This window comes from Thermomonospora echinospora (assembly GCF_900108175.1).
Taxonomy (GTDB): Bacteria; Actinomycetota; Actinomycetes; order Streptosporangiales; family Streptosporangiaceae; genus Thermomonospora; species Thermomonospora echinospora.
In genome coordinates this window covers 85,667-104,742 of sequence record NZ_FNVO01000021.1, presented here as the reverse complement: position 1 = coordinate 104,742, position 19,076 = coordinate 85,667, and the positions used below count along the sequence as shown (strand labels likewise).

Sequence of the window (19,076 nt, the reverse complement as noted above, 5' to 3'; positions counted from 1 at the left end):
GTGCCCGGTCTTCCCGAGATCTCCGAGACGGATCTCAGCGCCGGTGGCCCATGAGCGCCAAGGCGGCGTCGGCGGTCTCCAGCACGGTGCCCGGCGTCGCCTTGGCCGCCTCGGCGAGATCGGCCACCAGCCGGACGTCCTTTTGCAGCAGCGGCCCGGCATGGGAGGCCATCCGCTCCAGCGTGCCGCCGGCGGCGGCGACCCGGCCCAGCGCGAAGCTCGCCCCGCTGCCGTGGGAGAGGACCTCGGCGAGGCGGCCGGGATCGACGTCGAGGTCCCGGCCGAGGGAGAGCACGCTGGCGGCGGTCGCCAGGTGAGCGGTGAACAGCAGGTTGTTGAGCACCTTGGTGAGCTGCCCGGATCCCAGATCGCCGAGGTGGACGACGGGATCGGCGTAGGTGGCGAACACCGGACGGCACCGCTCGACGGTCTCGGCGTCGCCCCCCGCCATCACCAGCAGACGGCCCTCGGCCGCCGCCGGGCCGCCGCCGCTCACCGGCGCGTCGATCAGGGAGACGCCGTGGGCGGCGGCCTGCTCGGCCAGGCTGCGGCAGGTGTCGGGGTGCACGGTGCTGTGCACGGCGATCACACCGCCCTCCCGCAGCCCGGCCAGCACGCCCCGCTCGCCGGTGACGACCTCCTGCACGTCGGCGTCGTTGACCACGCAGACGCACACGAGGTCGCTGGCGGCGGCCAGTTCGGCAGGTGAGGCGGCGACGTCCGCGGAGGTGTCGGCGAACGGTTCGAGCGAGGCGGGCCGCCGCGCCCACAACGTCATCGGGTAGCCCGCGTCGATGATCCGGCGCGCCATGGGGGCGCCCTGGCTGCCCAGGCCGATGAAACCGACGCGCATCAGCGGCCTCCCTGCCCGAGCGCCCTGCGCACGGTGACGGCCGGGGTGCCGCCGTTGGGATCGAAGGGTCCGTTCATGTCCGGTCCGCTCATGGGTCCTCCTTCTGGCGTGGGTGAACGCGAGAGCCCCGGCCCGGGGATGCGCCTCCCACGTGCCCAGCCGGCGGTACCGCGCATCGGATGGGCCGGGACATGGCTGCTACGTCGTCGGGGGATCGTGCCACGTCAGCCCCGCACCGGTGGCCGGCACACGGCGAAGGAAACCAGGTGCCGCGTCATGGAGTCAAGCAGCCCGAACCCGGCCAGGGCGCTCCTGAGGCGGCGCATCGGGCACCGTGGTCCCCACCGAACGAGCGAATCATGGTTCGATTTTATGAACAATGGTTCATTCCAATGAATGATTGCCTAAACGACTGAGTATGCGTAGCATCGCGCTGTGACCTGGGTCTCCCGGAAGGGCGAACCACCAGGTCGTCGACGTTTTTCGCGTCGCCGAGGGGGCCGGGCCGGGCCCGCACCGGGTGGGCCGGAGTGGTCGCGCGGAGTGCGAGGCGGCGGCCGCTCATGAGGAGGAATCGTGATGCGCCTCGGATTCATCGGGGCCGGGCGGATGGGCCGCCCGATGGTGCACCGGCTCATCGAGGCGGGCCACGAGGTCCGCGTGCTGGGCCGGTCGGCCGAGACGCGCGCGGCGCTCGCCCAGGAGGGCGTCCAGGCCCTCGCCGGGGTCACCGAGGTCGCCGGCGGGGCCGACGCCGTAGTGGTGTGCGTCTTCACCGACGAGCAGGTGCGGGAAGTCTGCCTCGACGGCGGGCTGCTCACCGCGATGCCGGAGGGGTCGGTCCTCGTCGTGCACACCACCGGCAGCCCCGGCACGGCCGAGACCCTCGCGGCCCGTGCCGCCTCACGCGGGGTCCACGTGGTCGACTCTCCGGTCAGCGGCGGGCCGCACGACATCGCGGCAGGCCGGCTGACCCTCTTCGTGGGGGGCGCCGACGACGCCGTGGCCAGGGTCCGGCCCGCGTTGCGCAGCTACGGCGACCCGGTGCTGCACGTCGGCCCGACGGGCGCCGGCCAGCGGGTGAAGCTGGTCAACAACGCGCTGTTCGCGGCGCAACTCGGGCTGCTGGCCGACGCGGTCCGGCTCGGCGCGCAACTGGGCGTGGATGAGGCGGCCCTCCTCGGCGCGCTCCCCCATGGCAGCTCCGCGAGCCGCGCGCTGGCCGGTGTCGCGGCAAGGGGTTCGGTCGCGGCGTTCGCCGCGGCGGTGGGCGACTTCGTCGGCAAGGACGTGGAGGTCGCCAGGAAGGTCGCCGCCGAGCTCGGCGGCGACCTCGGCGTCCTGGACGAGGCGCTCGGCACTCTGGCAGATGCGGTGCGGCCCGCCGGACGGTCCGTCCCTCAGGAAGGGACGGACCGGTGAACGCGGGCCGAGCGGCAGATCGACAGGAAAGGACATCACTGATGGGACGTGTTGCGGGAAAGGTCGCGTTCATCACGGGCGCGGGACGCGGCCAGGGCCGTAGCCACGCGGTGCGGCTGGCCGAGGAGGGCGCCGACATCATCGCGGTCGACATCTGCCAGGACTTCGAGACGGTGGGCTACCCGATGGCCACGCCCGATGACCTCAAGGAGACGGTCCGGCTGGTCGAGGAGCAGGGTCGGCGGATCGTGGCGGTGCAGGCCGACGTGCGCGACGCCGCCCAGCTACGCCAGGCGCTGGAGCAGGGCGTGCGGGAGCTGGGCAGGCTCGACATCGTGGTGGCGCAGGCCGGGATCGCCACGCTCAAGGGCCAGCCGCCGATGCAGGCCTGGTGCGATGTGATCGACGTCAACCTGATCGGGTCGATCAACGCCGTGCAGGCCGCGCTGCCGCACCTGTCGGAGGGCGCCTCGATCATCGTGACCGCCTCGGCCGCGGCGCTGATGGACCACGGCATCGTGCAGACGCCGGGCTCGGACCCCGGCGGCGCCGGCTACGCGTTCTCCAAGCGGGCGCTGGCGGACTACGCGCACGAGATCGCGCGCAACCTCGCCCCCCGGGGCATCCGGGTGAACGTGGTGCACCCGACGAACTGCAACACGCCGATGCTGCAGAGCGAGCCGATGTACCGCTCCTTCCGCCCGGACCTGGAGAAGCCGACCCGCCAGGACGCCGAGCCGGCCTTCTACGTGCAGCAGGCCATGCCGGTCCCCTACATCGAGCCGGTCGAGGTCAGCAACGCCATCGTCTTCCTCGCCTCGGAGGAGGCCCGGTACGTGACCGGCATGCAGATGCGGGTGGACGCCGGCGGCTACCTGAAGTGGCACGACTTCCACAAGTAGTCCGCAAGGAGCCCACCAGGAGCACGCGGTCGCCGCGCCGCCCGCCGCGACGGGGAGGCGGGCGGCGGGCGCGGTCCGTGCGAAGAGTTCTTCGAGACAGGAGGCAACCAGTGAAGGTGCGGGTCGATTCCGAGCGCTGCCAAGGGCACACGCTGTGCGCGATGATCGCTCCAGAGGTCTTCCGGCTGCGTGAGATCGACGGCCATTCCGAGGTCATCGACGAAGAGGTGCCCGCCGGCCAGGAGACGCAGGTCATCGAGGCCGTCAACTCCTGCCCGGAACGGGCGATCTCCACCATCGACTGAGGCGCCGGAGTCCGCGTCCTTTCCTCCGTCCGCCGACAGGAAGGCATTGCCCGTGAGCACGGAAGACGTCGTGAACGACGACGAGCGCAAGAGCAACCGCTACCACTTCGACCGGCACACGCCCGAGTACCGCCGGAAGTTCGAGGAGATCACCGAGGAGATGCAGGGCCGGTGTCCGGTCGCGTGGTCGGACACCTACGGCGGCCACTGGGTCGCCTCCGGGCACCGTGAGGTCTTCGACCTGGCCCGCTCCGCCGAGTACCTGTCCAACGACAACGACCTCAAGGGCGAGCGGCGCGGTTACAAGGGCATCTCCATCCCCACGCCGGAGCGGATGTCGACCGTTCGCGGCGGTTTCCTGGAGATGGACCCGCCCGAGCAGCGCTACTGGCGCCAGGCCCTCAACCCGTACCTGTCGCCGGCCGCGGTCAGCCGGTGGATCCCGGTGATCGACGAGGTGACGCGGGCCTGCCTGGACGAGCGGATCGAGTCCGGGCGCATCGACTTCGTCGACGACCTGGCCAACATCGTGCCCGCCGTGCTGACCCTGGCGATGATGGGCATCCCGGTCAAGGACTGGACCGTCTACAACGAGCCGGTGCACGCCGCCGTCTACACGCGGCCGAACACCCCCGAGGCGGTGCGGGTCGCGCAGCTGCACCAGGAGATGGGACGGCACCTGTACGGCCAGATGGCGGAGATCCGGGCCAACCCCCGGCCCGGGCTGGTGAACGCCGTGGTCACCACGGAGATCAACGGCCAGATCGCCGACGACATGGAGCTCCTGGGCATCCTGTCCCTGATCATCGGCGGCGGCTTCGACACCACGACGGCGCTCACCGCGCGCTCGCTGGAATGGCTGTCGGACAACCCCGCCGAACGCGAGCACCTGAGCCGGGAGCGGGACACGCTGCTGAACCCGGCGACCGAGGAGTTCCTGCGGTTCTTCACTCCGGCCGTGGGCGACGGGCGCACCATCTCCGCCGACTGTGAGATCGCCGGGACGCGGTTCAAGGAGGGCGAGCGGCTGTGGCTGTCGTGGGCGATGGCCAACCGCGACCCCTCGGTGTTCCCCGACCCCAACAAGGTCGACCTGGCCCGCAAGGGCAACCGGCACGCCAGCTTCGGGCTGGGCATCCACCGCTGCATCGGCTCCAACGTCGCGCGCACGGTGTTCAAGCGGATGGTCGTCCAGGTGCTCGACCGGATGCCGGACTACAAGTGCGATCCCGAGGGCACCGTGCACTACGACACGGTGGGCGTCATCAACGGGATGCGCCATCTCCCGGCGACCTTCACCCCGGGGCCCAGGCTCGGCGCCGGGTTGGAGGAGACCTTGGAGAAGGTCCAGCAGATCTGCGACGAGCAGCGGCTCGCCGAGCCGGTCACGGTCCGCAAGGCGCAGGCGAAGATCTCCGGCTGATCCCCGTCTCCGGGATCGGCCGAAGGGGCCGCCCGCCTCCGGGGCGGGCGGCCCCTTCCGCGGGAACCGTCAGGTCAGGGACGCGGCCTTCGGCTCGGCGGGGGCGACCTGCCGGGACGCGGAGGCAGCCGGGCGGACCGGGATGGCCAGGGTGATCAGCGCGGCGAGGAACGCGACGCCGCAGCCGATCAGCATGCCGGCGCGGAAGCCGTCCTCCGACGGCAGGGTGTACCCGCCCAGCGTGGTGGTCATCTGGGCCAGCACCACCCCGACCACCGCGGCCGACACCGCGGTGCCGATGGAGCGCATCAGGGTGTTGAAGCCGTTGGCCGCGGCGGTCTCCGAGGGCGGCACCGCGCTCATGATCAGGGCGGGCATCGTCCCGTAGGCCAGCGCGACGCCCACGCTGCAGATGCAGGTGACGATCATCAGGCCCCACGCCGACCCCATCAGGACCGTCGAGGACCCGTACCCCAGCGCGATGACCAGGCTGCCGGCGCACAGGGTGACCTTGGGGCCGCGGGCGGCCGACAGTCGCGCGCCCAGCGGCGAGACCGCCATCATCATCAGGCCCGACGGGGCCATCCACAGACCGGCGGCCAGCATCGACTGCCCCAGGCCGTACCCGGTGGCCTCGGGGAGCTGCAGCAGCTGCGGCACGATCAGCGCCTGGGCGTACATCGCAAAGCCGACCACCACCGAGGCCGCGTTGGTCAGCAGCACCTGCGGCCGTGCGGTGACGCGCAGGTCGACCAGCGGGTCGCCGGAGCGCAGCTCCCACCAGCCCCACACCATTAGGACGAGCAGCGCGGCCGCCAGCAGCCCCAGGGTGGTGCCGCTCGTCCAGCCCCAGTCGGCGCCCTTGGACACGCCCAGCAGCAGGCACACCAGCCCGGTGCCCAGGCCGAGCGCACCGACGAGGTCGAAGCGTCCGCTGGCCTGGGCGGGCGTGGGCGGCACCAGCTTCCAGATCAGCACGGCCACCAGCGCGCTCAGCGCGGCCGAGCCCCAGAACAGCGCCCGCCAGCTCGCGTTCTCGGCGACCGCCGCCGCGACCGGCAGGCCGAGCGCCCCGCCGATGCCCATGGAGGAGCTGATCAGCGCGATCGCCGAGCCCAGCCGCTGAGGCGGCAGCAGTTCTCGCAGCGCGCTGATGCCCAGCGGGACCATGCCCATGCCCACGCCCTGCAGACCACGCCCGACGATCATGGGGATCACCGAGCCGGCCAGCGCACAGACCACCGAGCCCGCGATGAGCGGCACTGAGCAGACCAGCAGCATGCGGCGCTTGCCGTAGAGGTCGCCGAGCCGCCCGATCACCGGGGTGGCGACCGCCCCTGCCAGCAGTGTGGCGGTGACCGTCCAGGACGCGTTGGAGGCGCTGGTGTGCAGCAGCCGCGGCAGTTCGCCGATCAACGGCACCACCAGCGTCTGCATGAGCGCGGCTACGATGCCGGCCACCGCCAGCACGCCGACGATTCTGCCGGAGTGCGCGGCGGACGTGGAATCCTCCACGTGGTCCCCCTCATTCTCACCGAACGAAACAACATGCATCATGCATGGCATGTGCATCATACACATCATGTGCATGATGCACATTCCCTGTGGTAAACCTGGGGTGAACGCGCAGGACGGCACGCCGGGCGCGGGGATCCGGGAGGAGGCCGGGCATGGACAAGCCCATGCACCTGATCGAGTTCGAGACCATGCTGATCGGGCGGCATCGCGACACGACCATGGTCCGCGCCATCCGCGGCGACCGCCATCTGGACCGCAGCGCCTACCTGCTGCTCAACCGCATCCAGCTGGAGGGCCCGATGTCCATCGGGCAGCTCAGCGAGGCGTTCGGCCTGGACGCCTCCACCCTCAACCGGCAGACCTCCGCCATGCTGCGCGCCGGGCTGGTCGAGCGCATCCCCGACCCCGAGGGCGGCATCGCCCGCAAGTTCCACATCACCGAGGAGGGCAGGCACCGCCTCGACAGCGAGCGCGCCGGCAACATCCGGGGCCTGGAGAAGGTGCTGGCCGACTGGGCCCCCGAGGACGCCGCCGCCTTCGCCGCCTACCTCAGGCGGTTCAACATCGACATCGAGCGCCTCACCGGGAAGCCCTGGCCCCGCCCCTGACCGCCCCACGTCCACGCCCTCCCCCACGTCCGTACGACCTGCCGTACGTCAGGGCGGTGGCCACCCGCGGTCCTCCCGGGCGAAGGGCCCGGCGCCCCAGGGCATCGTTCCGGCACCGTGCGGCCGTCAGATCAGCTACCCGGTGCCGAGGTGACGGACGATTTCCTCCCTCAGGAGGGGTACGGCGGCCTGGAGCGGATATCGACCGGGGGATCGGGGGAAGTCATGGAGCTCACGGCCACAACGACCATCCGCAAGCCCGCCGCGGAGGTGTACGCCTTCTGGCTGCGCCTGGAGAACCTGCCGATGTTCATGGCGCACCTGGAGGAGGTGCGGTCAACGGGCGACCGGACCAGCCACTGGAAGGCGAGCGCCCCGTTCGGCAGCGCGATCGAGTGGGACGCGGAGGTCATCGAGGAGGTGCCGGACGAGCTGGTCGCCTGGCGCTCGTCCGCCGACGCCGACGTGCCCAACACCGGCCGGGTGCGCCTCGTCCCGGCCCCGGACGGGGTGAGCACCGAGGTGCATGTGCTGCTGAGCTACGACATTCCAGGCGGTGACCTGGGCAAGGCGGTGGCCGAGTACTTCGGCGAGGAACCGCACCAGCAGCTCGACGACGACCTGCGGCGCCTCAAGCAGGTGATGGAGATCGGCGAGGTGATGCGCTCCGAGGGCGCCCCCTGGGGCAAACGCGCCCGCAAGGAGTTCCCGCAGCGGCCGGCGCAGCCGCTGCCGCCCGACGAGCTGGCACAGGAGGCGCGGACATGAAGGCCACCACCTGGGCCGGGCGCAACAAGGTCGAGGTCCGCGACGTGCCCGACCCCAGCATCCTCAACAGCCGGGACGCGATCGTGCGGATCACCTCGACCGCGATCTGCGGCTCGGACCTGCACCTGCTCGACGGGTACGTGCCGACGATGCAGGACGGCGACGTCATGGGTCACGAGTTCATGGGCGAGGTCGTCGAGGTCGGCCCCGGCGTGGAAGCGGGCCGGCTGCGGGTCGGCGACCGGGTGGTGGTGCCGTTCCCGATCGCCTGCGGCGTCTGCGCGGCCTGCGCCGCAGAACTGTACTCCTGCTGCGAGAACAGCAACCCCAACGCCGGTGTCGCGGAGAAGATGTTCGGCCACCCGACCGCGGGGATCTTCGGCTACTCCCATCTGACCGGCGGTTTCGCCGGAGGCCAGGCCGAGTACGCGCGGGTGCCGTTCGCCGACTTCGGCCCGCTCAAGGTCGACGGGGACCTCTCCGACGAGCAGGTCCTCTTCCTGTCCGACATCCTGCCCACCGGCTACATGGGCGCGCAGATGTGCGACATCCGGCCCACCGACGTGGTGGCGGTCTGGGGCGCCGGCCCGGTCGGGCAGTTGGCCATGGACAGCGCCCGGCTGCTGGGCGCCGCCCAGGTCATCGCGATCGACAGGGAGCCCTACCGGCTGCGCATGGCCGAAGATGCCGGCCACACCACGGTCGACTTCAGCGAGGTCGACATCCGCTCGGCGCTGCTGGAGCTGACCGGCGGGCGCGGGCCGGACAAGTGCATCGACGCGGTCGGGCTGGAGGCCACCCACGGCAGCGCCCACATCCATGTCTACGACCGGATCAAGCAGGCCGTGCGCGCGGAGACCGACCGCCCGCACGCCCTGCGGCAGGCGATCCTGGCGTGCCGCAACGGCGGGGTGGTCTCGGTCATCGGCGTGTACACCGGCCTGGTCGACAAGTTCCCGGCGGGGGCGTGGATGAACCGCTCGCTGACCCTGCGCACCGGGCAGTGCCACGTACAGCGGTACATGAAGCCGCTGCTGAAGCGCATCGAGCGGAGGGAGCTCGACCCGACCCGGATCATCACCCACACCCTGCCGCTGGACGAGGCGCCGCACGGCTACAACATCTTCAAGCGCAAGCGGGACAACTGCGAGAAGATCGTCCTCAAGCCCTGACACCAGGCACGGGTACTCCCGGGCTTTCGCCGCGTGCCGGAGACCGCCGGCACCGGCGGCCGTCTCCACGGCCGAGACCGCCTTCGCCCGTACCCCTCCGGCCACCGAGACGTGCGGCTCCCCCGCGTTTCCGGCGGCGGACCCTGTCCGGGGTCTGCCGTTTCCGGTGAATCCGTTGTGTGAGGGCCGCCGGCCCGTCACAGTCGGATCGGAGCGATGACCCGAGCGCAGGGGTCCCTGATGGACGCGCAGCCAGTACCCGAGCCGCGGTCGGCGGTGGAGCCGGACGCCACGCGGGCGGGGGAGCCGCCTGATCTACTCAGCCGCCTGCGGGCCGCCGACCGGCGGGCCGTGCCCGAGGCGGCCGACGACTGCGGCCACCAGTTGCGCGGCTTCGTGGCGCGCGGGCGTTCCCGGGTGCTGGTCGTCGTGCTGGCCCGGCTGGTCGCGGGCGGGCTGCCCGGCCCCGTGAACTGGGCGGCGGCCACGGTCTCGGTACTGGTCATGGGGGCGTGGCCGTACCTGCTCGCGCTGCTGTCGTGGGCCGTCCAAGGCACCGATCCGCTGCACGGCGGCACCGGCCACCTGTTCGCCCTGGCCACCACGCTGACCTGCGTGGCCATGCTCGCCCTGGGCTGGACGGCCTGGCAGTGGGCCCCTTCCCTGGCCGACTGCACGGCCCAGTTGCTCGCGCCCTCGCCCCAGCGGGACGACTTCATCGGCTGGCTGCGCGGCAGACTCCGGCTCCTGCCCCAGTTGTCGGCCTGCGGAGCCGGCGCCGGGGCGGCCGCCCTGCTGGTGTTCGCCCTCTCCCACCAGCACGGCGACGCGCTGCCGGCCGGCGTGTGGACCTACCTCATCGCGGCGTGGACGGGCCTGATGGGCGGCGAGGTCGTGTACTGGCTGTACACCATCGCCGAGGTCCCGTTGCGCCTGTACCGCTGCGAGGGCCTCCAGATGACCTGGATCGACCCGGCGCACACCCCGGCGGTGGTGCAGCTGTGCCGGGTCTACGCCCGGGTCGCCGTCTGCATGGCGCTCGGCGTGCTCCTGGTCGAACTGTCGACCCTGGCCGTCACCGGCGACCGGCCGGGGCCGCTGATGCAGGGCTTCGCCATCGGCCTGCCCGTCTTCGCCGCCGTCACCGCCATCCATGTCGGGATCCAGCCGTACGTCACGCTGTCCCGGCTCGTCCGCCGGCACATCGACCACATCGTCAACCCGCTGATGGCGCAGGTGACCCACCCGCCCGGCGACCTGCTGCCGCACCCGGAGCTCGACCGGGCCTTCGCGGTGTACGCCCACTTCCGCGCACTGCGCCACCTGCCGATCCGCACCGCCACCCTGCTGCAGTACGTCACCGGCATCCTCGCCTCGCTCATCGTCTTCTTCGTCCAGCGCCTGCTCGCCTGAGCCCGGACCGGAGAGGGAACATCCGTCCTGGGGACCTTCGCCCCTGCCGTCGCGATCTACCCGGCTGATGTCGTGGAGGCGGCAACGGTCCGAGACCTCGGGCCGCCTTCGCGCCCTTGGAGGCAGATGATGTCGGCTCCCATGACCGACGCCGGTGAGCACGCACTGCTGCGGGACGGCTCGATGGTCCACATCCGCCCGCTGGCGCGGTCGGATCGCACGGCGTTGCACGGTCTGGTGGACCGGCTCTCCGACCAGTCGGCGTACCTGCGTTTCTTCACCGGCGGCCTGCGCACCCCGCACGCCTACATCGACCGGCTCACCGGCGACGGCTGGCCGGGGCACGCGTTGGTCGCCCTCGTGGGAGGCCAGATGATGGGCCTGGCGGAGCTGATCCCCGCCGGCGGCGGCACCAGCGCGGAGATCGGGGTCCTGGTCGACGACCGGATGCACGGGCGGGGCCTGGGCACGCTGCTGCTGGAGCAGCTGGCGATCGAGGCGTCCGCCCACGGGATCACCGAGTTCACCGCCACGGTGCTGGCGGAGAACACGGCGATGACGACCCTGCTGGCCACGGCCGGGTTCCAGGTGCGGCGGTCCGGGAGCCGCGAGTACGACATCCGCTTCCCGCTGGCGTGCACCGGCGAGCTCACCGCCGCGATCGAGGCGCGCGAGCACACCGCCGGGGCGGCGTCGCTGCGCCGGGTGATGCGGCCGGGCTCGGTGGCGGTCATCGGCGCCGGGCGCGACCCGCGGAACGTGGGGCACCGGATCCTGCGCAACCTGCTGAACGGCGGCTACCGTGGGCCGATCTACCCGGTCAACCCGTACGCCGACAAGATCCTCGGTCTTCCCGCCTTCCCCAGTGTGTCGGCGATCCCCGGTGAGGTGGGCCTGGCGGTCGTGGCGACGCCCGCCGAGGCGGTGCCGGAGGTGGCCCGCCAATGCGCCGAGCACGGGGTGCAGGCCCTGGTCGTGGTGACCGCCGGGTTCGCCGAGACCGGCGGGGAGGGCGCCCGGCGGGAGGCCGAGCTGCTGGCCATCTGCCGCGACGCGGGCATGCGCCTGGTCGGCCCCAACTGCCTGGGCATCGTCAACACCGCCGAGGGCCTGAACGCCAGCTTCCTGCCCGCCATGCCGACGCGCGGGCGACTGGCGGTGATGTCGCAGTCGGGGGCGGTCGGCCTGGCGCTGCTGGAGCAGGCGGGCGCGACCGGTCTGGGCGTCTCCGGCTTCGTGTCCGCCGGCAACAAGGCCGACATCAGCGGCAACGATCTCCTGCAGTACTGGGAGGACGACCCCGATACCTCCGTCATCGCGCTGTACCTGGAGTCGTTCGGCAACCCGCGCAAGTTCGCCACGCTGGCCCGCCGGGTCGGCGCCCGCAAGCCCGTCGTCACGCTCAAGAGCGGCCGGTCGGACGCGGGCGGCCGTGCCGTACGGTCGCACACCGCGGCCGCGGCCACCTCCGACATCGCCGTGGACGCGCTGCTGCGCCGCGCCGGGGTGGTGCGCGCCGAGACGGTGCGGGACCTGCTCGACACCGCCCGCCTGCTGGCGCACCAGCCGCTCCCGCGGGGACGGCGGGTGGCCGTGGTGGGCAACTCCGGGGGGCCGGGCGTGCTGGCGGCCGACGCCTGCGCCGCGCTCGGCCTGGAGGTTCCCGAGCTGGCCGAGCCGATCCGGCGCGCGCTGCGCGAGGCCCTGGGCCCGTCCGCGGCGGTCGCCAACCCGGTGGACCTGACCGCCGACGGCGGCGCGGCCCAGCTCACCGAGGCGTTGCGGGTCGTGCTCGACGACCCGGGGATCGACGCGGTCATCGCCGTCTACACCCCGCCGTTCGGTTCCGGCGCCGAGGCCTCCAAGGCGGCGATCGCCGCGGCGGCGCGTGGATCGGGTAAGCCGGTGCTGGCCTGCGTCGTCGGCGAGGACTCCCTGATCGACGACGGTACCGTCCAGGTGCCCGCCTACGCCTACCCCGAGCAGGCGGTCACGGCGCTGCGGCACGCGGTGGACCAGGCCGAATGGCGGAGCCGGCCCACGGCCCCGGCGGCCGAGCCGGACGGCGTACGGCGGCGGCAGGCCCGCTCCCTCATCGAGGCGGAGCTGCGGTTCGCCCCGGCGGGCCGCTGGCTGGACCCGGAGACGACCCACCGGCTGCTGGATCACTACGGCATCACCATGGTCGAAACGATCAGCGTGGACGGGGCGGAGTGCGCCGTCGAGGCCGCCGCGCTGACCGGCTGCCCGGTCGCGCTCAAGGCCACCGGCCCGGCCCTGGTCCACAAGAGCGACGTCGGCGGCGTGCGGCTGGGCCTGCAGACGCCCGAGCAGGTCCGGGACGCCTATCGGAGCATGGCCGCCGCCCTCGGCGAGGCGATGACCGGTGCCGTCGTGCAGCGCATGGCCGGCGAGGGCGTCGAGGTCATCGTCGGCGCGCTGGAGGACCCCGCGTTCGGCCCGCTGATCATGGTGGGCATGGGCGGCACGGCGGCGGACCTGCTGGGCGACCGGGTGTTCCGCGCGGCGCCGCTCCACGCGGGAGAGGCGGGCGAAATGATCCGTTCGCTGCGCTGCGCCCCGCTGCTGTCGGGCTATCGGGGCCGTCCGCCCGCCGCCGTGTCCGCCCTGGAGGACCAGGTGACGCGGGTGGCCTGGCTGGTCGCCGACAACCCCGAGATCGCCGAACTCGACCTCAACCCGGTGATTGTCACGACCGGCGGCACGGTGACCGTCGACGCGCGCATCCGCCTCGCTCCTCCCCCACCGGCGCCATCGCCGATCGACCGTGCCCTCGGCTGAGATGTCCGCCGTCGCGGGTCTGCTCGGCTCAAGTCCGGTGCAGGGGATGCACCACGGCGACCGTGCAGGGCGAGAGCTGGAGCATCGCAAGCGTGGTCGCGCCCAGAAGCTGGGGGTGCAGGCCGCCTTCGCCGCGGTCGCCCACGACGATCAGGTCGGCGCCCTCGGCGGCGTCCAGGAGCGCCCTGCGCGGCTCCTCCATGGGCATGAACGTGCGTACGCTCACCTGCGGGCACTTCACCAGCCAGGGGGCGACGGCGCGTTGCAGCCTGGCGCCGCACACGTGCTCCAGCGTGACCTTGTCGGCGAACAGCGCTATCTCGCTGTCGGCGACGCTCGCGGGTTCCCAGCATCCGTGGACGGCGTCGAGCCGCCATCCGCGCAGCGCGGCCTCCTCGAAGGCGAACTCCAGGGCCGCCTCGCCGCCGGCCGAGCCGTCCACCCCGGCCACGACGCGCCCTTCGGTCGCCTGCGCCGGGTCGCGGACCACCATGACCGGGCAGCGGGCCCGCGCCGGTATCTGCAGGGCCGAGGACCCCACGGGCAGCTCGCTCTGCTCGTGGGAGCCGATGACGATGAGCCCGTCATCGGCGTGGTGCAGCAGCGCGGACGCGGTGGGCCCGTCCATCAGGCGGTGGCGCACCGGCACGCCCGGGGCCAGGTTTTGGGCCAGGGCCGTTCCGTGACGCAGCAGGTTCTCCCCCATCCGCTTGATGATCGCGGCGCCCTCGTAGTCGATGTAGCTGATCGGATAGGGCCAGCGCCAGGCATGGCACACGGTCAGGGGCAGCCGTCGCCGCCTGGCCTCCTCCACCGCCCACCTGAGGGCCCGCTCGCTCTCCTTCGTGCCGTCGTAGCCGACGAGCACCTGTGAATAGCGGCCCATCGCGGCCTCCTCTGTCCGCCCGTTCCCCGTCAGGCCACTCCATGCCCCGGATCGGGCGTCGCTCTTCGGGCCGTTGGCCTCCTACCTGCGGGTCTTCCGGCCCGGCAACGGGACCTCGGGCCGGGCGGCGCGCCCCGGCGGCAGCCACCACCGGCACGGTGGCCGGGCAGGACTCACACCGCTTCAGGGTCTTTGGTCTCTGCATTGGACGGTGATCCTGGGTAAGGCTCGGACGGTGAGCATGATCGCACCGAGATCCGACGCCCCGTACCGGCGGGCGGCCGCCGAGATCGTCGAGGAACTGGGCGGTGACGCCGAGCGGGGGCTGGGCGACGCGCAGGCCGCCGACCGGCTGGCCCGGCTGGGGCCCAACGAGCTGCCCGCCGCCCGGCGGCGCGGGCCGCTGCTGCGGTTCCTGCTGCAGTTCCACAATCCGCTGATCTACGTGCTGCTGGTGTCGGCGCTGGTGACGGCGCTGCTCGGGGAGCACGTCGACGCGGTGGTGATCCTCGGTGTCGTCCTGGCGAACGCCGTCGTCGGCTTCGCGCAGGAGTCACGGGCCGAGCAGGCGCTGGCCGCGCTGGCGGCGATGGCCCGGACGTCGGCCACGGTGGTCCGGGACGGCCGCCGCCTCCGGGTGCCCTCCGCCGACATCGTCGTGGGCGATCTGGTGGTGGTGGAGGCAGGCGACAAAGTGCCCGCCGACCTGCGGCTGGTGGCCGTGTCGGAGCTGCGGGTGGACGAGTCGGCGCTGACCGGCGAGTCGGCCCCGGTCGCCAAGGATCCGGCGCCGCTGGAAGAGGTGGGGCTGGCCGACCGCCGCAACATGGCCTACTCGGGGACGTTCGCCACCGCCGGGCAGGGCAGCGGGATCGTCGTCGCGGTGGGCGGGCGGACCGAGCTGGGTCTGATCCACCGGCTGGTCGGGCGGACGGCGGGCGTGCAGACCCCGCTGACCCGCAAGATCGCCCGGTTCGGCCGGGTGGTGACCGTGGCGATCCTGGCGCTGGCCGCGCTGACCTTCCTGATCGGGGTGCTGCGGGGGCGGCCGGTCGCCGAGATGCTGACCGCCGCGGTCGCGCTGGCGGTCGGGGCGATCCCCGAGGGGCTGCCGGCCGTGGTGACCGTCACGCTGGCGCTGGGCGTGGCCCGGATGGTGCGGCGCCACTCCATCGTCCGCAGGCTGCCCGCCGTGGAGACGCTCGGCAGCACCACGGTGATCTGCACCGACAAGACCGGCACCCTCACCCACAACGAGATGACCGTCACCCAGGTGGCCGCCGACGGCCGCGTCTACGAGGTCACCGGCACCGGGTACGCGCCCGAAGGCTCGATCGCCCACGCCGGAGGACCGGCCCGCCCCGGCGACCACCCGGTGCTCCACGCGTGCCTGACCGCCGGGCTGGCCTGCAACGACGCCCAGATCGTACGGGAGGGCGACCGCTGGGGCCCCGTCGGCGACCCCACGGAGGCGGCCCTGGTCGCCAGCGCCGCCAAGGCCGGGATCGACACCGTCCCCGAACGGGTCGACACGATCACGTTCACCTCCGAACGGCAGTACATGGCCACCCTGCACGCCGACGGCACCGTCTACGTCAAGGGCTCGATGGAACGCGTGTTGCGGATGTGCGGCGACCGGCTCACCGGTGACGGCGGCCGGGAGCCGATCGACCACGGCGAGCTCACCGCCCTGGCCGAGGGGCTCGCTGAGCAGGGGTTGCGGGTGCTCGCCTTCGCCCGGGCCGAGCTGGATCCCGGCACCGCCCGGTTCGATGCGGAGCCGCCCGCCCTGACCTTCCTGGGACTGCAGGCCATGCACGACCCGCCCCGCCAGGCCGCCGCCGACGCCGTGCGCGCCTGCCGGACCGCCGGGATCCAGGTCAAGATGATCACAGGCGACCATGCGGCGACCGCGCGGGCCATCGGGGAGCGGATCGGCCTGGGCGGCCCCGAACCCCTGCGGGTCATGACCGGCGCGGAGCTGGCCGCCACCGGCGACGAGGAGCTCCCGGCCGCGGCCGAGCGCGCCGAGGTGTTCGCCCGCGTCTCACCGGAACAGAAGCTCCGGCTGGTCAAGGCCCTGCAGAGCCGCTCCCACGTGGTGGCGATGACCGGCGACGGGGTCAACGACGCGCCGGCCCTCAAGCAGGCCGACATCGGCGTGGCCATGGGCCGCTCCGGCACCGAGGTCGCCAAGGAGGCGGCCGACATGATCCTGACCGACGACGACTTCGCCTCCATCGAGGCGGCCGTCGAGGAGGGCCGCGGCGTCTTCGACAACCTGGTCAAGTTCATCGTGTGGGCGCTGCCGGCCAACGTCGGGCTCGGCCTGCTCCTGATGGCGGCCGTCGTCACCGGCGGGCAACTGCCGATCCTGCCGGTCCAGGTGCTGTGGCTGAACATGACCGCGGTGCTGATCCTCGGCCTGCCGTTCGCCGTCGAGCCCCGCGACCCCGACATCATGCGCCGCCCGCCCCGCGACCCGTCCCTGCCGCTGATCACCCGGATGCGGGCGGCGCAGATCCTGCTGGTCTCGGCGATCCTGCTGGCGGGCGCGTACGGGCTGTTCCACTACGAGCACGGCGTCGCCTCCGAGGCGGTGGCCAGGACGGTGGTGGTGAACGTCTTCGCGCTGACGCTGATGACGTACATGTTCAACTGCCTGTCCCTGGACAGGCCGATACTGCTGCGCGGTGTCCGACGCAACCCGTGGGTGGCCGTCGGCGCGGTCGCGCTGATCGGCGTGCAGCTCTGCTACACGTACGCCCCGGTGATGCATGAGGTGTTCGGCTCGGCCCCGCTCGGCGGCACCGCCTGGCTCCGGGCAATCGCCGTGGCGTTGATCTCCTACGTGCTGGTCGAACTGTTCAAGGCGGCGTACCGCGATTCGACCGGCGCGGTTTCACGCACAAGAAGACCTACTCTCCCATGACGTTCGTTTGCCGATCGTGGGCTGCGCGGTGACATAGCGTCTCCGGTATGCGATGTGGCTCCCCCCAGGGTCGTTTCCGTCCGTCCGGCCGGACCGGGCTCGCATGCGGAGGACCAGATGATTTCGAGACGGGACTTCATAAAGAATTGGGCCGTATGCGGGGCGGGGGCCTTTCTGTTCACCGAGGCGACTCCGCGGCTCCGGGCGGTGCCGGCGGAGGGGATCCTGGATCCGGCGAGGATAAGGAAGTACGTCACCGAGTTGGTCGTTCCGTCCGTCATGCCGAGGGACGGCCGGGACAAGGACGTCGACCACTACACGATCGGCGTCCGGCAGTTCCGGCAGCAGGTCCTCCCTCCCGGCCTGCCGGCCACGACCGTCTGGGGCTACGGAGCCGTCACGGATCGGGGCACCTTCGGTTATCCCGCCCGCACCATCGAAGCCGAACACGGCTGGCCGGTGCGCGTGAGGTGGGTGAATCAACTGCTCGATCGAAGGGGCAGGTACCTGCCGCATCTGCTGCCCGTGGACCCCACGCTGCACTGGGCGAATCCCCCGGGCGGGGCATCGGGCAGGGACATGTGCCCCATGTTCACCTCCACGCCCGGCCCTTATACGGGCCCGGTCCCCATCGTGACCCACCTGCACGGCGGCCACAACACGGAGGAAAGCGACGGGTACGCAGAGGCGTGGTATCTGCCCGACGCACTCGACGTCCCACGGCAGCACGCCGTTGCAGGGTCCTTCTACGACGAGTTCAAGAACATATTCGAAAAGCGGTTCGGCGAGCACTGGGGGCGGGGGGACGCCGTGTTCCAGTACGCCAACGGCGACCGGGCGACGACGATGTGGTACCACGACCACGCGCTCGGCATCACCCGGTTGAACGTCTACGCCGGCATGGCGGGCTTCTACCTGCTGCGCGGGGGTCCCGCGGACTTCCCGGACGGGGTGCTTCCCGGGCCCGCGCCAAGGCCCGGCGACCCTCCCGGGAAGAGGTACTACGAGATTCCCATCCTCATCCAGGACCGGTCGTTCAAGACCGACGGAAGCCTCTTCTACCCGGCGGGCCGCACGTTCTTCGACGGGTTCAAGGGGCCGTACATCCCCCGCAGCGACATCCCGCCGATCTGGAATCCGGAGTTCTTCGGCAAAGTGATGGTGACCAACGGCAGGACCTGGCCGGTCCTGCACGTCGAGCCGCGCCGCTACCGGTTCCGGTTCCTCAACGGCTGCAACTCCCGCTTCCTGGTCCTGAAGATCGTCGCCGATCCGGCGGCCCGCAGACCGGCCGCTCCGGCGCTCGCCTTCTGGCAGCTCGGCAGCGACGGCGGTTTCCTGCCGGACCCCGTCCAGCGCGACCAGGTGCTCGCCGCGCCGGCCGAACGCGCCGACGTCATCGTCGACTTCGGCGCGGTACCGGTGGGGACCGAGCTGTACCTCATCAACGAGGGGCCCGACGCCCCGTTCCGCGGCGGAACGGCGGGCCGGGACTTCGCGCCGGCCGACCCGAAGACCAGCGGGCAGGTCATGAAGTTCGTGGTCGGCCCCCTCCGCACGGCGGACACCACGACATCGCCCGGGAGTCTCACGCTCCCCGCGTTCACGCCGCTGGGTGCGGCGACCCGCACGCGACAGGTCTCCTTGAACGAGGAGATGTCGGCCCGCCTATCGGGCGTCGGACCCAGCGCAGCGCTGCTCGGCACGCTGGACCAGAACGGAAAGCCGGTCCCGCTGCGATGGGGCGACCCCGTCACCGAGGATCCGAAGCTGAAGGCGACCGAGATCTGGGAGATCCGCAACACCACGAAGGACGCCCACCCCATCCACATTCACGAGGTGCAGTTCCAGGTCGTCGGGCGGCAGCGAGCCGGACAGACCACCCGGCCGCCCGAACCGGGTGAGAACGGCTTCAAGGACACCGTGATCGCCTACCCGAACGACATCACCAGGGTCGAGATGACGTTCGGGCAGGCGGGCCGGTACCTGTGGCACTGCCACATCCTCGAACACGAGGACAACGAGATGATGCGCCCCTACCGCGTCGTCCCCTCGTGAACCCGATCACGAGG

The 19,076-nt window shown here is 72.0% G+C and carries 14 protein-coding genes; 11 read left to right on the top strand and 3 right to left on the bottom strand.

Annotated features, from left to right (window positions below):
- Positions 1-34 precede the first annotated feature (34 nt).
- Positions 35-853 (bottom strand): NAD(P)-dependent oxidoreductase, encoded by an 819-nt coding sequence (locus tag C4U03_RS32390; protein ID WP_103943389.1) that lies wholly within the window; start codon positions 851-853, stop codon positions 35-37.
- 579 nt (positions 854-1,432) lie between these two features.
- On the opposite strand from C4U03_RS32390, the gene C4U03_RS32385 reads away from it, so the two are divergent.
- From C4U03_RS32385 to C4U03_RS32370, 4 genes are read left to right on the top strand one after another with little or no spacing between them, the layout of a single operon-like run.
- Positions 1,433-2,275 carry an NAD(P)-dependent oxidoreductase gene (locus C4U03_RS32385; protein ID WP_103943387.1) on the top strand — a complete coding sequence of 281 codons (843 nt, stop codon included), beginning with the start codon at positions 1,433-1,435 and terminating at the stop codon, positions 2,273-2,275.
- Between the two features lie 41 nt (positions 2,276-2,316).
- Complete coding sequence (locus C4U03_RS32380; protein WP_103943385.1) at positions 2,317-3,177, top strand: mycofactocin-coupled SDR family oxidoreductase; 861 nt, start codon at positions 2,317-2,319, stop codon at positions 3,175-3,177.
- Positions 3,156-3,482: a ferredoxin gene (locus C4U03_RS42900; protein WP_327374088.1), complete on the top strand. Its 327-nt coding sequence runs from the start codon at positions 3,156-3,158 to the stop codon at positions 3,480-3,482. The genes C4U03_RS32380 and C4U03_RS42900 overlap by 22 nt, the downstream gene beginning before the upstream one ends.
- A gap of 52 nt (positions 3,483-3,534) precedes the next feature.
- A complete protein-coding gene (locus C4U03_RS32370) occupies positions 3,535-4,905 on the top strand; it encodes a cytochrome P450 (RefSeq protein ID WP_103943382.1) in 1,371 nt (456 codons plus the stop codon).
- Positions 4,906-4,974: 69 nt separating this feature from the next.
- On the opposite strand, the gene C4U03_RS32365 is transcribed toward C4U03_RS32370, so the two are convergent.
- On the bottom strand, positions 4,975-6,420 hold the full coding sequence (locus C4U03_RS32365; RefSeq protein ID WP_407701464.1) for an MFS transporter: 1,446 nt from the start codon (positions 6,418-6,420) through the stop codon (positions 4,975-4,977).
- Positions 6,421-6,575: 155 nt separating this feature from the next.
- On the opposite strand from C4U03_RS32365, the gene C4U03_RS32360 reads away from it, so the two are divergent.
- From C4U03_RS32360 to C4U03_RS32340, 5 genes are all read left to right on the top strand, one after another.
- Positions 6,576-7,031: a MarR family winged helix-turn-helix transcriptional regulator gene (locus C4U03_RS32360; protein WP_103943380.1), complete on the top strand. Its 456-nt coding sequence runs from the start codon at positions 6,576-6,578 to the stop codon at positions 7,029-7,031.
- A 225-nt stretch (positions 7,032-7,256) separates the two neighbouring features.
- Positions 7,257-7,799, top strand: coding sequence for an SRPBCC family protein (locus tag C4U03_RS32355; RefSeq protein WP_103943379.1), 543 nt, complete (start codon positions 7,257-7,259; stop codon positions 7,797-7,799).
- Positions 7,796-8,971, top strand: coding sequence for a zinc-dependent alcohol dehydrogenase (locus C4U03_RS32350; RefSeq protein ID WP_103943377.1), 1,176 nt, complete (start codon positions 7,796-7,798; stop codon positions 8,969-8,971). Before C4U03_RS32355 ends, C4U03_RS32350 begins: the two co-directional genes overlap by 4 nt.
- A 216-nt stretch (positions 8,972-9,187) precedes the next feature.
- Entirely contained in the window at positions 9,188-10,384 is a 1,197-nt protein-coding gene (locus C4U03_RS32345; protein WP_146087598.1) for a hypothetical protein, read from the top strand.
- 141 nt (positions 10,385-10,525) lie between these two features.
- Positions 10,526-13,186 carry a bifunctional acetate--CoA ligase family protein/GNAT family N-acetyltransferase gene (locus C4U03_RS32340; protein ID WP_103943373.1) on the top strand — a complete coding sequence of 887 codons (2,661 nt, stop codon included), beginning with the start codon at positions 10,526-10,528 and terminating at the stop codon, positions 13,184-13,186.
- A gap of 28 nt (positions 13,187-13,214) precedes the next feature.
- On the opposite strand, the gene C4U03_RS32335 is transcribed toward C4U03_RS32340, so the two are convergent.
- Positions 13,215-14,072, bottom strand: coding sequence for a universal stress protein (locus C4U03_RS32335; RefSeq protein WP_103943371.1), 858 nt, complete (start codon positions 14,070-14,072; stop codon positions 13,215-13,217).
- Between the two features lie 241 nt (positions 14,073-14,313).
- Between C4U03_RS32335 and C4U03_RS32330 the strand changes: the two genes are divergently transcribed.
- Positions 14,314-17,004, top strand: coding sequence for an HAD-IC family P-type ATPase (locus C4U03_RS32330; RefSeq protein ID WP_103943369.1), 2,691 nt, complete (start codon positions 14,314-14,316; stop codon positions 17,002-17,004).
- A gap of 261 nt (positions 17,005-17,265) precedes the next feature.
- Positions 17,266-19,062 (top strand): multicopper oxidase family protein, encoded by a 1,797-nt coding sequence (locus tag C4U03_RS32325; protein ID WP_235018282.1) that lies wholly within the window; start codon positions 17,266-17,268, stop codon positions 19,060-19,062.
- Positions 19,063-19,076: the final 14 nt, after the last annotated feature.

Bases quoted from the DNA above. Each gene is read 5' to 3' on its own strand.
- C4U03_RS32390 (WP_103943389.1), bottom strand. From the start codon at position 853: ATGCGCGTCGGTTTCATCGGCCTGGGCAGCCAGGGCGCCCCCATGGCG.
- C4U03_RS32385 (WP_103943387.1), top strand. From the start codon at position 1,433: ATGCGCCTCGGATTCATCGGGGCCGGGCGGATGGGCCGCCCGATGGTG.
- C4U03_RS32380 (WP_103943385.1), top strand. From the start codon at position 2,317: ATGGGACGTGTTGCGGGAAAGGTCGCGTTCATCACGGGCGCGGGACGC.
- C4U03_RS32360 (WP_103943380.1), top strand. From the start codon at position 6,576: ATGGACAAGCCCATGCACCTGATCGAGTTCGAGACCATGCTGATCGGG.
- C4U03_RS32355 (WP_103943379.1), top strand. From the start codon at position 7,257: ATGGAGCTCACGGCCACAACGACCATCCGCAAGCCCGCCGCGGAGGTG.
- C4U03_RS32350 (WP_103943377.1), top strand. From the start codon at position 7,796: ATGAAGGCCACCACCTGGGCCGGGCGCAACAAGGTCGAGGTCCGCGAC.
- C4U03_RS32345 (WP_146087598.1), top strand. From the start codon at position 9,188: ATGACCCGAGCGCAGGGGTCCCTGATGGACGCGCAGCCAGTACCCGAG.
- C4U03_RS32340 (WP_103943373.1), top strand. From the start codon at position 10,526: ATGACCGACGCCGGTGAGCACGCACTGCTGCGGGACGGCTCGATGGTC.
- C4U03_RS32335 (WP_103943371.1), bottom strand. From the start codon at position 14,072: ATGGGCCGCTATTCACAGGTGCTCGTCGGCTACGACGGCACGAAGGAG.
- C4U03_RS32330 (WP_103943369.1), top strand. From the start codon at position 14,314: ATGATCGCACCGAGATCCGACGCCCCGTACCGGCGGGCGGCCGCCGAG.